Here is a 14,660-nt window from a genome sequence, read left to right as displayed (position 1 = left end):
TTATCTATAGCGGTGACTGAAAATATTGTTATAAACGTTTTCATCAATCACACGTCGCTACTGAATACTCTTATTATTTAGCGTATTAATTGATGAAATCGTCGGCCACTTACCCACGGCACGAATAGTTAACGGAGGGTTGTGATTGTTTATCTTTTTTCAATTAAAGGAATGTTATTTTCCTTAAATAGCTTAGCAACAACGCCTTGCGTTAAAGGTTTAATGAGATAACCTTTTGCGCCTAGTTCAATAGCTTTTTTTACTATTTGTTTATTTTTATTACCGGTTAACATAATAAGTGGCGTATCTACATTTTTGCCGTTGCCCTGTTTCATTTGTCCTAAAATATATAAACCATTGGTATCAGGTAGACTTACGTCGAGTAAAACGATATCAAAACGTATATTATTAAGACAAATTAAGGCCGTTCTACCGGTACTAGCGGTTTGAACGTTGAGTTTATACTTGTGCAACAGTGTATTGGTTAAATGTATGCTAATGGGATCATCTTCAACCAATAGAATATTAATAGCGGCTGCTTTATTATCCCCTTGTACCTTATCTAATTCTTTTACCGCATCAGCGTTACTTGCATTATAAAGCTTATTAAAAGAAGCTGGCGGATGTACTTGCTCGTTTTTATCAGATTGAGCCGCTTCATTACTTTCTTGTGCTATATTTTCCACGTCACTGATTAATCCGCTGAGCAAGTCTAATGCTTTACTTTGCAGTTCCACCAGCCTAGGTCGAATTTCGTTTGAACGTATCGACGCTAAAATATTCTTGACCACATCAAGATTAATATTAACATTGTGTTTGAGTTTAATTTGCTCTGTTGCTTTACTGATAGAGTGTTCAACGTCGGTAATACTCTCTTCAAAAGACAACCTAAGTCTTTCTTTCAGCTCTAGGCCGTGCAGTACCGTTTCTCTAATTTCTTTTGCATATGACTCTTTGTTATAAATATAGTCTAAGGCAGCATTTTTTTTGAGACCAATGCCCAGCTTAGTCAGTAAATTAGAACAAACAACAACTGCACGTTTTTTCTCATAAAGCGGATTGGTAATTATATAGTCATCAATAATATCGTTATCATAAGCTTCATAAGCTTCGTTTTCTTCCCTTGCAGAAACAACAGAAACAATAAAATGTTCGCACGTTTGTCCTACTAAAACTGATTTAAGCGAGCTGTAATAGATCATTAAAGATCGTTGGAAAGAGGTTGCGTCGATTAAAATTATTTTAGGCGTTTCATCTTTAAGCTGTTTCTCAAGCTCCGGCAAAGCAGTAACAACAAGTACTTTATCAAAATGTTCAATCAACACCTTAATTAACAGCTCGCTATCTTCACGTTCGGTCGTGTATAAAATAATATTATGATGCTGCACTATAACTCCTTGACTCAACTATCTAATGCTAACCTTGTAAGTGTGTAAAACTTGCTTAGCAATATTGGCCACTCGACTTTATCAAAGTATAAGTGAGTATGTAAATTTCCCTGCTCAGGTCAATACAATCTAACACTGTTGAGCATGGTTTGGATACATTTCATCTTATCAATTAGATTAATATATAAATAAGCTAAATCAAGGATATAAAAGAAGCAAAAGTGTGATTAACAGCTAAGGTGTACGGATTAATTTGAAAACATCACTTTCATCAGCAAATTTTTAATAACATCATAAGATTCATCTTCAAATTTAACACCAAAATAATCAATCGTCGGCGATGACTTAACATTGCAAACAATACCTTTTATTGATGTGATATCACTTAAGGCCTTGTCAGTAATAGCTAAGGTAATAGTATCGTCTTTGGTGATAACAACATTTTCTTCCTTCTTGGCACTTAATAAACAGCCTTCTAATGAAAGATTAACCATAATACCTTTTAATAACGAATTATTGACCGAAGCTTCAATATTTAATTGCGTATCAATTCGCGTTTCTTTTCGTAGCGGTCGAACGGCTACCTGTTGCGGAATGTTCAAGACAATCATTTTTGCTGGAACAGTTATCGTGCGCTCTATGCTGGTAACAAAAGCAACAACCGCGCCTTCATGCTTTTCTACGATACTTCTAACGGTGCAGGCTACCCCTTGATTAATATTGCCAGTAAGCTCAACATGACGATTTAAATCGGGTAATTGGATCAACATAAATTGCTTGGGTAAAAAACCAACAAAAACACTTTTAAATTTTATTTTTTTACTGGGGGGAATTGAGACTTCGACAATAATAGCAGAGCCAGGGGTTAGCATGGATAATGACTTTGTTACATCTTCTCGAATCATTGAAAGTTCTCCTAGTAAGCTATGCCCTGTAGAGGCTTAAATTGATAAGTTACCTTATCAACTCATTCATTGCAGGTTATTAAATGTGTTAAAATTAAATATATCATCGATTTTCATACTATCAATATTTATTAGCCACAAAGCGAAAAAGTTTTAATAAAAATATAATTGGCTGCAAGTTTTTAACACTATTAAGCGCAGCAACACTTTAAAAATAGGCTTCATAGCCTATTGTAACCGCTGGTAGCTTTTAAACTATTGGCAAAAGATTATTTACTGATGTTTTTAACCTTCATATTAAGCTATTGTTAAAAGGTAATGAATACACCACCATCGGATTTTAATAAGCTAATTAGTTAATATTTATTAGTATTTTTATTAGCTAAACTGTGAAACGTGTAAAATTTTATAAAGAGTCTTATTGATGATTGAACTGTTTCGCAACATGAAAATTTCACAAAAAATTCCTATCTCTATTAGTATTTTTATCATACTACCTTTAATCATCTCCCTTATTGCAATAAATTCAACCAACACCATTAATAAAAACGGTCAAGATATTTATGATAATTATTTTGTCAGTGTTGTTAATCTTACCGACGCTCGACAATATTTATATCAACAGTTTGTACTAATAAAAAGTCATATTATTTCTCCTGACGATGAGTCGATGAGAGACACTGAGCAAAAAATCAGTAATGCATCCGTCAACTTCCATGCTTCACTGAGTAAATTTGAACAAACATTAGACAGTGGAGAAGAAACAAAATTACTCTATACATTCAAAACTCAGTTAACAACGTTTGAGTTGTTAACCGAGCGAATTATCATTTTAAGTAAAAGCAACCAAGATATTGCTGCAGACAGACTAGCTAATGAAGAATATGGTGTGCTTTTTAATGACATGCAACTCAATATGGCGGGTATGCTAGAAACCAACATTGATGGAGCTCAAGCCCTCTACAACAGTAATTATCAACATCATCAAACGACGCGTTCTCTTATTATTTTGGTTACTGTTATTATTATTGCCATTGGCCTATTTATTGGTTGGCTATTGATCAGCACAATATTAGAGCCACTGCTTAAAATACAATGCCATATAGCAAGCCTTACGCATTCAGGTGATCTTCTCCTTCAACTCGACATTGAAGGTAAAGACGAAATTAGCGAATTAGCCGAGTCATTTAATACTATGCTTGAGTCATTATTTCATGCACACAACAAGCTTATCCAAACAGAGAAACTGACCTCTTTAGGTTCATTAGTTGCAGGGGTTTCTCATGAAATTAATACGCCATTAGGCATAGCTGTCACGATAGGCAGTACAATCAAAGATAACTTTCAAAAGTTTTCAATTCTTTTTAAAGAAAAAAAAGTCAAGCGTTCTGACTTGGAAGATTTCGAAAAAGAAGTCAATGAATGCTTAGATATCTTACTGAATTCTTTAGACCGAGCTGTCGTCCTCATTCAGAGTTTTAAGCAAGTGGCTGTTGACCAAACGAGTGAGGCAAGACGAATATTTTTCTTATCTGATGTCGTAAACGAAGTGATCCGTATCCATCACCATAAAATAAAACGCCTCGGGATAACCTTCGACTGCGTAATTGATAAAAATATAGAGATGGACAGTTTTCCAGGTCCTTTGGGGCAAGTGATGACTAATTTATTTAATAACGCCATTATTCATGGCTTTGAAAGTACAGACTCTGGCATTATCGCTATTTCAGCTTACCTGAATAATTCAATTGTCATTATCAAAATAGAAGATAATGGTAAAGGCATCCCAAAAGCAATTATTGACAAAATTTTTGAACCATTTTTTACCACTAGGCTTGGTGAAGGAGGTTCAGGTTTAGGCCTGAGCATCATCTTTAATATTGTCGTCAGTTTACTCGGTGGTAAAATTAGAGTAGCCAGTACGTTAGAAAAAAACACCTGCTTTACCTTGGAGTTACCCTTGGTTTCGCCCCAAAAGATAGCAAATGATAACGATTAACCGTACTCGCTATTATCTTAAACACGTTTAAAATAATCAGCTAATTTTTTCTTTATCTAAAACAGCTTAACCACATAATATTATCAATGGCACGCTTATGATGGTTTTTGATAGAATGCTACTTGACCTCGACCTGATGCTTTAACTTGGTACATCATGTCGTCTGCCTTAACCATCAGTTCGTGGAGTACCTTACCGTCTTTAGGGGCAACAACAATACCAATACTTGCGCCTACTTGGCATTGCATGTCATTTGAAATATAAATGGGCTGCTCTATCTCAGCAAGAATCTTATTGGCTTGTTCAAGCATTAACTCTTGATCAAAGTTCGTCAACTGACGAGCAACAATAAATTCATCTCCACCCCATCGAATACAGAGGTCTGTTGCCAAGTTAAAATGTGCTTTAAGACGTTTTGCTGTTGCTATTAAGACCTTATCCCCGGCTTCATGGCCATAAGTATCGTTAACGGGTTTAAATTTGTCTAAATCAATCATCATCAGCATTAAGCTTTGTTGGTTTTCTAAACAATAAAGTAAAGCATTATCTAATTTTTTGTCGCCAGAGCGTCGATTAAGTAGATGGGTTAAAGGGTCATGATCCGCTTCAAAACGTGTTTGAAATTCCCGTTCTGCTCGTTCAGTAACATCATGTATTATCACTTCAACTAAATTACCTTGCTCACTACTGCGTTCATTGCTGCGCTGCTCGGTTAATTTTGCAAATAAACAGTGCAGCCAAAGCGTTTTATTGCCAATGCGGCATTCTATATCTAGAGTGACTTGTGGACGAGTCTTGTCGGCGCGAATACTCAATAACAACTCTTCGAGTTTGTCGACATTATTTAATAAGGTTGGAAAGTGTAAAGAGGCCAAGTCTGTCTGTCCTGCAACACTGAAGTATTGTAAAAATGCCGGGTTGAAAGTGGTAATAGTGTTTTTTTCATCGAGTAAACAAATTCCAGCACTCGCTTGTTCAAAGATAAGCCTGAATTTACGCTCTAACTCTTGAGTTTTTTCACGCAATGCTCGTTCATTACTAATAGTAAGGTGTAACTCATGCATCAAAGAGTTAATGCCCTTTGTTAATTTACCAATTTCATTTTTGGCACCTTGCTTCACCAACAGCATACGCATTGTTTTCGGTATACTAGGATTGATGGTAGTAAAGCTATCGGTTAACTTTTGAATTGGCCTAGTTAGCCATCTGTGAACGATCAGAGAGACAAAAAAAGCAATAATGATGGATTGTATTAGTATCAATGCCACTTCTTTTTTAAGTGAGTTCTCTACTTGTTGCTGAATATAATTATTGTTTGGATAAAGCGTAAGTGTACCAACAAGGGTATCATCGATAAAAGGATGGATTAACTGGATAACTATGCCATCTTGTGGGTTGTTAAGAACACCACTTGAAATGCTCATTTCGCCCTCGCCGTAGAGTCTAGCCCCTTGAACCAAATCATTACTCAACAAGCCACTAATAATTTCCTGTCCGAGCTCGCGATCATTTAAATAGGCAGATATCGTCGCAGTTTTTGCCATCGTTTGAGCTAATTGTTTAACAAGCAAATAGTTAGTATCTTTCTTTTCTTGAAGGCCAGCATAATAGGACAACGTTGAAGAAACCAACGCCACTAGCACAGCAACAATAGCAATGGCCAATGGAACTCTGACATAAAGATTTTGACTAATTTTCATTAAATCGATAAACCACTTTTACAGCATCAGTGAGCTGGTCTTTAGGTATATAACCAATTGAATATGGTGAATTGTATAACTTGTTCAAAGCATCTTCAATTGAAATGGCTGAAATCGGCGGTTTAGCTCGCCCAGAGAACAGTAACCTTGCCCAGTAAGCGTTTATTTTTTGCTCATTTTTATTCACTAATTGCAGATAAAAGTCATTCTTCAATGGCGATTCAGAGGGTAAATCTAGTGGCTGTGCCATTTCACCGTCAGGAAAAGTTAAATAACGGCCCATATAAATGTCAATCACTTCGCGCTTAGATAATGAGTTAATCGCATTGTCTTTATTCACCACAACAACAAACTCTGTGCTTACAGCATCAAGGTTGAAAAGGGCCAAGCCAATCATTAATAACAAGGGGTTTTTCATCATTAAAACACCATGTTCGCACTAATAGTAAACACATTGATTCTATGCTCTTTTTCAACATTTTCCGGATCACTTATCCCCCATAACCCGCCACCAAAAGGTTGAATATCAAAGTGATCAATTTGCGCTTTGACGATCAAATTGTCTGACGCCTGCCATTTTGCACCAACATTAATTGAATGTTGATGCACCACTAATCGGTCAACAGCCTCTTTTGAAGCCAATGCTAACTGTTGTAATGGAAAGGTTACTTGTATTGGCGTACCAGGAGGAAATTGGGGCGCAGTAACTTTGGTTATCTTATGGCGGTTCTTTGAAATAGAAACACTGGAAAAAAGCGTCACTTTATCTAAACGATAACCGACACTCACATAGCCATTAATATTTGATGAAGCAACCAACCAAGGAGACTCTGAAATACCTATTTCAGATTGAATTAACCAATTATCATTATCGTAGGTTAATCCTAAAGCAGCATATTCAATACTATGGTTTTTTGTGTCAAAACTTGCTGATAGCGACGCTGCTTGCGGCCACACAGGAGCTGGCACAGAGTTTAATAAATCAATAAACTCATTTAATGCCTCGAACTTATAGTCCCCGACATCGGCTTGTGATACAGAAAATCGCATGGTCCAAGCATCAAATATGTAGGTTGCGCTAAAAGTCATTAAATGGTCAAAATCAATAAAAAAGTCTTTACCACTCGCTTTTAATTTCGCTGTCGTGTTACCCGCAGCCAATTTTAACCGTAAAAATCCATCATTAATTGATTGGCTGTATTCAATATCTACACCATCAAAATTTCCCGCTGTACTTGCAAAAGAGTAATACTCATGTGGCGGACGTACCCACAAATAAGCGTATCCCACGTGCGGGTACTCCGAAAACAAATAAAGGTCACTGTTTAATCTGCCCGCACGAATAGCCCAATTACGAGAAGGACGGTAACGCAAAAAAGCTAATTCGAGGTAGTTTTCAAAGTCTGTATTCGCGTGATCTTCTAGGACAAATTGCACAACAGAATCCCAGTTTTTAGCTAAGGTTATATTGGCTTGCCCTCCTAGAATTGAGTCACGGGTAGCTGACCAGCCTGTATCGTCAATATTCAAATAATTGGGACTAAAAGCAATATCAGGATCGTCACTATAACTAAGTGCTAAAGAAGCAAAACCACTAAATTCAACTTTTATGTCATCTGCATAGGCATTATAAGTAACGCCTGTTAAAACTAAAGCTGTGGCGATAATAAATCGATACAAGGTATCAGCCTTTTTTCGTTTGATAATATTGATGATATGGATGATAACAGATAGCTCATTTATTTGCCTATTGTTCGGCAAAAAAACACCACAACTTCTTTAACGAGTGTTAGCTTAACGTCTATGTTTTGAATGAATACACTTTTAAGGGGCGTCTCAGGAGGATAACGGATAAACCTGTGCTTAATCAGCAAAATAATTGGCGAATCTTGGACTACGAAATATCAGTTTGGATATTGGCTTGGCTAATGTCAGATAATATATTTAACAGGTACTTGTCCTAGCAAGAACAACATTATTTCGGCCTGCTTAAGTGTAATAAATAGCTTGCCCCGAATAGCATTTTAGTGAATCTGATCGAGAAAAAAGTATCCGCGTAACCGGTAGATTAAGATACAACAATGGCTACAGCCTAATGGAAGCAGCACTAAAGGACTTAGGGATAGTTCAGTTACCCGATTATTATGTTCAACAGCACATAGAAAGTGGTGAACTGGTGACCCTATTAGATAATTACCGTGCGCCTGATGAGGGAATACGGGCAATTTACCCTCAAAATCGCCATTTATCGCCTAAAATAAGACTGCTGGTTGATTACTTAGCTGAACAGTTACTTTAATCTTCAGCTTTATTAAATTACCGAACAAGACTGTAAAGCTTAAGTCATAACATAAAATAATAACGGTTAGGTTTGCCGCTATTATCTTACATACACTCCACCTAAGCTTCCAAAGTCACGCCGCGCAGATAAAGAGACAGCAATAAAAGGAAAGTAGTAATGATCAATCGCCTGTTTTATCCGTTAATCATCCAACAGGCTTTCGAGTGAATGTGTAACGCCCATTCGTTGATGTACTACTGGACTTGTTGTGGTGTATAACGTTGGAATACGGTCTTTTTCTAAAACAGTTTCCGCAATCGAAAAGGCCGCTAAGGCCGTTTCGTGGAAGCCACTTAAAATCAACTTTCGTTTACCCGGGTAATAATTAATATCACCAACGGCATAGATACCCGGCACTGAGGTTTGAAAAGATTGTGTATCTACTTTTATCTGGTGTTGGTGCATGGCAAGTTGCCAATTTGCTATCGGGCCAATCTTGGGTGACATACCAAAGAATATAACAAGTTCATCAAGTTCCACTCTACGTTTGATGCCATCTTTTGAATTTACTGTTAGGCCAGTTAGCTTATTATCTTCTTGCTGAAAGTCGCTCACTTGACCACATAAAAATTGCATTTTGAGTTCTTCACACAAGGCGTACATTTCATTCACGCTACTTGTAGCGGCTTTAAATTTTGTACTACGATGAATAAGCAAGACACTATTAGCCGTTTTTTGTAGGCTTAAACTCCAATCAAGTGCGGCATCTCCGCCACCTAGCACAACGACGTTTTTATCTTTAAAGTGTTCTATATTATTGATTCGGTAGAACAGTTGTTTATCTTCAAATTTATCAATTAAGGGTATTTTTAATTTAACGGGTGAGAAGGCACCATTACCAGCAGCAATAATCACCGCGCGACAGTGAATAAGCGTATTCTTGTGCGTGGTAACTGAAAAAGAAACATCCGACAATTTATTAATGTCTTCGACCCGCTCGCCCAATAAAAAAGTTGGCTTAAAGGGAGCCGCTTGCTCATAGAGATTTTCTATAACTTGGCTTGCCTTAGCATTAGGCAAAGCAGGAATATCATAGATAGGCTTATCTGGATAGAGTTCAGTGCATTGGCCACCAACTTCTGGCAAGCTGTCAATAACAACCGATTTTAATCCTTGTAAACCAAGCTCAAATACTTGAAACAAACCAACAGGGCCTGCACCAATAATTACAACGTCTGTCGTTAAGGTTTTCATAAGTACCTCCTCAGTACCATTAGCTTATATTTATGGCGGATCTAGCGCCTTGAAATATCAGTCTATTGTCATTTTTATAATCAATATAAATCACTACGGGCTTTATTGATTTACCCTTAGCAGGGTTAGCATTTAACGAGTTAAAATCACCTATCATCCATACTCAAAATGGTTCGCTACTGCTATTCTATAAATTTTTTTTCAAGTTGATGCTCAATTTATTCATCTACCCTGCTCGTCTTTTTTAACCAAGGCTTAAAGAATAACGCACTGGAAAAAAACAAGATAAAAGCTTGCGTCGTGATGCCTTGCCACGTTGAATTAATACCTAGCCACGCGAAATGAAAGTCAATAGGAAAGCGCGTAATACTAATAATAGCGGCTTCTTGCAGCGCTGTTATCGCTTTACCCGCGAGAATAAATGACAAGGCTAATAGTAAATACGTTGTTATTGAAAAGAATCGCGCTATTGGTAATTTAATAGAATATTTAATCATTAACCAGGCCACGACAACTAGCATAGCCGCTGCTGCCCCAAAGCCACTAAAAAGAACAAATTGCTGTGAGGGGTTCGTCTGGGTTAACAATGATTGATAAAACAGTACTGTCTCAAAAACCTCACGATAAACCGCAATAAACGCTAAGCCAGAGATTCCCCATAAGGCACCCGATTTTAAACTCTTATTAATATTTTGTTGAACATAACGTTGCCATTGATCGGCTTGCGTTTTACTGTGCATCCAAAAACCAACATAAAAGAGCACAATCGCCGCTAACAGCGCGGCAACCCCTTCCATGGTTTCACGGCTAGCACCGCTAATCGTTACTAATTTTTGTGCCACTAACCAAGTTAACCCACCCGCAATTAACGCTGCTGCCCAGCCAAAATGAAGATATTTAATGGCTTCTTTTTTATTAGACCTAACCAGTATGGTAAAAAGTACCAGCACAACCAATAGCGCCTCTAAGCCCTCTCGTAACAAAATAATAAAACTGGCGCTAAACAAAGCTGTGTCTGATATCGCTGAGTCATTGAGTAAAAATTCAGCTTGCTCTATTTGCAGCAAAACTGCAGAAACAGATACAGCAACGTCAACCGAGCCTTCCTTGTTGTTAATTTCATTGCGCAAGCCTAGTAAGTTAAATTCAATCATTTTACGTAACGAACTATCATAAGCGTCGAGGTTATTTTCAATAAGCTCAAAGCCATCTAAGTAGGCACTCACCGCAAATTGTTGGGCAAGTTTAACGTCATTATTTTTGTAAGCGGCAAGTGCTTTTTTAAGTTGATCACGCGCGATTGTTAATGGTGCCTTAGTTGCAGAAAACAGTTCCTCAGGGTTAGCTCTAAGCTGCTCAACAAAACCCTTTTCCAAGTCAGTTTTCGCCCTATACAATTCGTTAGGGCTATACTGAACAAGGTCGGCGAGTGAGAGATCAAGCGCATTATTTTCTTGTCGTTTTTCATCAAAAACAAAAGCTAAACTACCTGTATAAAATGCTAACGACCAACGTTGTTTCGCCGTTAAGTGATTAAATGAAGGCATAGCAGTGCCGTCAAGACCGCCGGTTACCACATCATATAATCCCAGAATAGAACGGTCTAAAGCACGTGTTCTTTCGTTAAAATTTGTAGGCTGTGGACTTAGTTGCCTTGCAAGCTCCCCGTCTCCTTTACCCGTTACACCATGACAACTGGCACAATTATTTTGAAATAATTGCTTGACTCTAGATACCGAAAGTAAAGATGTTGGTAACGATAACTGCGGAGAGTTTTTTAACAGCACGTTTTTTAATTCACTGGTCAACGCTTGTATTTCGACAAGTGTTTTTTTCGCTTGTATCGCACAGAGAAGTGATTTCGATAGCGTAATCATGGCTTGTTCTCCCGGCTCTCTTACCGCTCTTTCAGCAATAATGTTCGAAAAATCAAGCATTTCTTGATACTCACCTTGATCAATGATTTTGCCATTACTAATGGCAGAAGCATAATCAACACTAATATATTCAGTGAGTTGTAAAAGTTGACGTAATCCTTCTGTATCGCTGCTTGCCGATGTTTGCGTTGAGATAAGATAACCAATGACAAAAAAAATATAAATAAATTTGCGCTTAAATGAGCGCATTGAAAAAGTCATTAATTTTTGAAAATAACCAGAAAAATAATAAGTCATAAATAACTGATAACGCAATTGAGAATGATTCTCATTATACTACATGAAATGGGGATAGTGTTAACTAGTTAGAAATTTAACCTACTATGGTATCGGTTTAAGTTCTAACGGTTAACCTATGTCCCTTTAAATTATCTGTTCGCTCTACCTAAAGTCCAAAAATAGTTTGCCGACTGATGAGCTTTCTCCTTTATAGCCAATAATTTCCTCAAAGAGATAACAGTAAAGTTTGACCCTAAAGCAGGTCAGGCGTTACTATAATGAGGTTCTAGTAGGCTTTAGCTAAAATAGCTTGGCTAATTTACTCACCTAGTCGTTACATAAAACATCCATATTTGGAATATTTACACCAACGCTGAACGGTTATACGTTCCTTAACAAAAGTGGCCGTATGTACAAAACTAAAAAAAGCACCAAACCCCAAGAAATTTCTTACAAACGTGTTCAATCATACATGATGTGGATGATCGAGAGATATGGTGATTACTCAGCAAAATCTTTATTGCAAAAAGCCAATTTATTATTCAAAGATGATACTCAATATAATCAAACTGCCTTAGATTATTTAATTGAACACGAAATTATAGATGATGCTCGTTATGCTAAAAGACTAACGCTTAGTCTGGCCGAAAGTAAAATAGGCCCAAATAAAATAAAAGAGAAACTTTATGCTAAGGGTTTTCAATCAACAACCATTAATGAGTGTGTCAATGAACTTGAAACGTCAGAAGAGGACTATTTTGATAAAGCCTTGGCGTTAAAAATTAGAAAATTTGGTGAAGAGCCTATTAGCGATATAAAGTTGAAGCAAAAAGCGTTACGCCATTTAACGGCAACCAAAGGATTTTCATATGCCATTGCCAATAAAGCGATTACTTATAACCCTGAGCAAGAAGAATAGGTAGTTTGTCATTAAGGCTTTATTTTATAACAAACAATAAAACAAACTTAAGACCCTGTGCTGTATACAGAGCTTATACCACAAGAATAGTGCGCTAATAAAAGATCATATCTTCGCCAGCTTTATTATTAATAATCATCAAATACTTTTTTAAACTGACCATTTTTTTTCAATACAGAGATGGCTTGGTTGATTCGAGGAAGTAAATTTTCGTGTTATTTTCTTAATCTAATAACGATATCACCTTTAGTATGCAAAGAAGCGAGTGCTATTGACGTTTGATGTTTTTCAGCCCAATATTGAGCCGCTCTTTCTTCTATAATAGCAACCTTAAAGCGCCCTTTTGCCAACCCTTTGACTAATTCACTTTCTGATAAAAAATCAGCGCGAGTAAACTTGTCATCATCAAAATAAGCATAGCCTGCTACTGTGCCAACTAACTGCCCATAAGCCATTTCTGCTTGATTGAACTCTACTGCAACATTGGGCAATGTAACAAAGTATTCTGTTACTTCAAATAAAGGAACACTGCTAACATAATCAACACCAATAATTTTATCTTTAAACCAATTGGGGCTAACAACATCGAAGTCAATTTGTCCTAATTCCAATGCGGTAACTGCTCTTTTTACCGGGAGATAGCTGGTTTCAGTAGGAATGGCTGCTTGCATCATAATAAGCTCAATTAACGCGATAATAATACCGAGTTTTTGTTGATTGCCACTATAACCAAACGGCAGCCAAGCCTTGGTGCTGCCAAGATCATATTTTAAAGTACTAGCAACAGTTTCAGTAGCACTTGATTTAAGTTAGCTAATAAATATTGAAAATTACAGTCAAAAGTGACCATAACTTTAGTTATTTTTAAACCTTAATATAATGCTAGGATATAAAATAAGGCGCAAAGGTAAACTTCTTGTATAATTTAGATTATTCCTCATATAAATCAATGATCTTAAAGCTAATGATTTAGTTTATTAAAGCTATTTCATTAAAATATTCTTTAGTAAATTCAATAAAAGCGTTCAGTTTATTCGACTGGTGAATTAATTGAGGATAAATCATAAAAATGGTCTGCCCTGCTGGCATTTCACTTTCAAGTATAGCCACTAACGTTCCCTCCTTAATCTCTTGGTCGACTAAATAGTCAGGTACCCTAATTATACCTTCGCCCTTTAATGCTAATGTTTTCAGCATATGGTTATCGTTTATTTTTAACCAACCATCTACGGGCACCTCAGCGTTTAAGAATGACCAGGTTAATTGCTCTTGTCCCCTTAAACATTGGTGCGTTTTTAAATCGCTAGGCTCCTTTGGTTTACTGTATTTATCTAAATACTCAGCAGAAGCACAACAGCAATGTTTATAGGGCAAGATAGCTTTTGCAACCATATTTAAAGGCGGGGAGTTAGTGGCACGAAAAGCCAAGTCAAAATCACTGCGATTTAGATCAAAACGGGTGTAACTGGTATCGATAGAAAACTCAATGGCGGGATGTAAGGCGCTAAACTTAGAAAAAATGTCGAGTAAAAACCTTTTGGTAAAGAGGCTTGGTGCTGTAATTTTTATAACACCTTCAATAGCATTGCCTTTATGACCAGCATTTCGTTCTAACTCTAAAACAGAATTACGAATTTTATTTACACCCGTTAAAACACTTTCACCTTCTGCGGTTAAGCGAACACTCCGTGTCGAGCGGATCAACAAAGCAAAACCCATCTCCTTTTCCAATCGACGAATTTGAGCAGATAGATGCCCTCTTGATATTTGTAAATTTTGTGCCGCGACCGTAAAGCTTAAATGGCGGGCAACTTCACTAAATAACATTAATCGCTCAAGTTTTTTATGCTCTTTATTCATCATCTTTTGCGCTTATTGTGTGTTATATAAAACAATGAATTTTATTTTGTTATATATTCATTTGCAAATTTTTAGTGAAAAATACGAAGTCTTGTTATTACCTGCTTTATGCTTGGCTGTGATTAATTTCACCAGTAAACGCTAATGCAGTCACTAAAGTATTACAACATAAAGTGGTAAAACAAAGACAACAAATCA

The 14,660-nt window shown here is 36.7% G+C and carries 11 protein-coding genes and 1 pseudogene; 3 read left to right on the top strand and 9 right to left on the bottom strand.

The genetic code is table 11. The features are described 5' to 3' along the window. Positions 1 to 149: 149 nt before the first annotated feature. Both A3Q34_RS17780 and A3Q34_RS17775 read right to left on the bottom strand, forming a co-directional pair. Complete coding sequence (locus A3Q34_RS17780) at positions 150 to 1,388, bottom strand: response regulator (protein ID WP_070376559.1); 1,239 nt, start codon at positions 1,386 to 1,388, stop codon at positions 150 to 152. Positions 1,389 to 1,636: 248 nt separating this feature from the next. Next, positions 1,637 to 2,293, bottom strand: a complete 657-nt coding sequence (locus A3Q34_RS17775; protein ID WP_070376558.1) for a PilZ domain-containing protein — start codon at positions 2,291 to 2,293, stop codon at positions 1,637 to 1,639. Between the two features lie 424 nt (positions 2,294 to 2,717). Here A3Q34_RS17775 and A3Q34_RS17770 point away from each other — a divergent pair, with 424 nt between their 5' ends. Further along, positions 2,718 to 4,292 carry a sensor histidine kinase gene (locus A3Q34_RS17770; protein WP_070376557.1) on the top strand — a complete coding sequence of 525 codons (1,575 nt, stop codon included), beginning with the start codon at positions 2,718 to 2,720 and terminating at the stop codon, positions 4,290 to 4,292. 95 nt (positions 4,293 to 4,387) lie between these two features. Here the strand turns inward: A3Q34_RS17770 and A3Q34_RS17765 are convergent, their stop codons facing one another. The 3 genes from A3Q34_RS17765 to A3Q34_RS17755 are packed head-to-tail and all read right to left on the bottom strand — an operon-like array spanning position 4,388 to position 7,753. Further along, a complete protein-coding gene (locus tag A3Q34_RS17765; protein WP_070376556.1) occupies positions 4,388 to 5,992 on the bottom strand; it encodes a sensor domain-containing diguanylate cyclase in 1,605 nt (534 codons plus the stop codon). After that, a complete protein-coding gene (locus tag A3Q34_RS17760; RefSeq protein ID WP_070377240.1) occupies positions 5,982 to 6,410 on the bottom strand; it encodes a hypothetical protein in 429 nt (142 codons plus the stop codon). Before A3Q34_RS17760 ends, A3Q34_RS17765 begins: the two co-directional genes overlap by 11 nt. A gap of 2 nt (positions 6,411 to 6,412) precedes the next feature. Next, on the bottom strand, positions 6,413 to 7,753 hold the full coding sequence (locus tag A3Q34_RS17755; RefSeq protein WP_231907382.1) for a hypothetical protein: 1,341 nt from the start codon (positions 7,751 to 7,753) through the stop codon (positions 6,413 to 6,415). A gap of 262 nt (positions 7,754 to 8,015) precedes the next feature. Here A3Q34_RS17755 and A3Q34_RS17750 point away from each other — a divergent pair. After that, positions 8,016 to 8,291: pseudogene (locus A3Q34_RS17750) on the top strand (LysR substrate-binding domain-containing protein); the annotation flags it as partial. A 183-nt stretch (positions 8,292 to 8,474) separates the two neighbouring features. Here A3Q34_RS17750 and A3Q34_RS17745 read toward each other — a convergent pair. After that, positions 8,475 to 9,527, bottom strand: coding sequence for an NAD(P)/FAD-dependent oxidoreductase (locus tag A3Q34_RS17745; protein ID WP_070376554.1), 1,053 nt, complete (start codon positions 9,525 to 9,527; stop codon positions 8,475 to 8,477). A 218-nt stretch (positions 9,528 to 9,745) separates the two neighbouring features. Then, positions 9,746 to 11,653 (bottom strand): cytochrome c/FTR1 family iron permease, encoded by a 1,908-nt coding sequence (locus A3Q34_RS17740; RefSeq protein WP_197517613.1) that lies wholly within the window; start codon positions 11,651 to 11,653, stop codon positions 9,746 to 9,748. A gap of 439 nt (positions 11,654 to 12,092) precedes the next feature. Here A3Q34_RS17740 and A3Q34_RS17735 point away from each other — a divergent pair, with 439 nt between their 5' ends. Next, entirely contained in the window at positions 12,093 to 12,602 is a 510-nt protein-coding gene (locus tag A3Q34_RS17735) for a regulatory protein RecX (protein ID WP_070376552.1), read from the top strand. A gap of 215 nt (positions 12,603 to 12,817) precedes the next feature. Here A3Q34_RS17735 and A3Q34_RS17730 read toward each other — a convergent pair whose 3' ends face one another. Together A3Q34_RS17730 and A3Q34_RS17725 are read right to left on the bottom strand one after the other, a co-directional pair. After that, a complete protein-coding gene (locus A3Q34_RS17730; RefSeq protein WP_331710930.1) occupies positions 12,818 to 13,276 on the bottom strand; it encodes an ABC transporter substrate-binding protein in 459 nt (152 codons plus the stop codon). Between the two features lie 295 nt (positions 13,277 to 13,571). Further along, positions 13,572 to 14,465, bottom strand: coding sequence for a LysR family transcriptional regulator (locus A3Q34_RS17725; protein WP_331710929.1), 894 nt, complete (start codon positions 14,463 to 14,465; stop codon positions 13,572 to 13,574). Positions 14,466 to 14,660 lie beyond the last annotated feature (195 nt).

It is taken from the genome of Colwellia sp. PAMC 20917 (assembly GCF_001767295.1).
In the GTDB taxonomy this organism is placed as follows: domain Bacteria; phylum Pseudomonadota; class Gammaproteobacteria; order Enterobacterales; family Alteromonadaceae; genus Colwellia_A.
The sequence above is the reverse complement of the archived record's forward strand: the minus strand, read 5'-3'. Positions and strand labels throughout refer to the sequence as shown.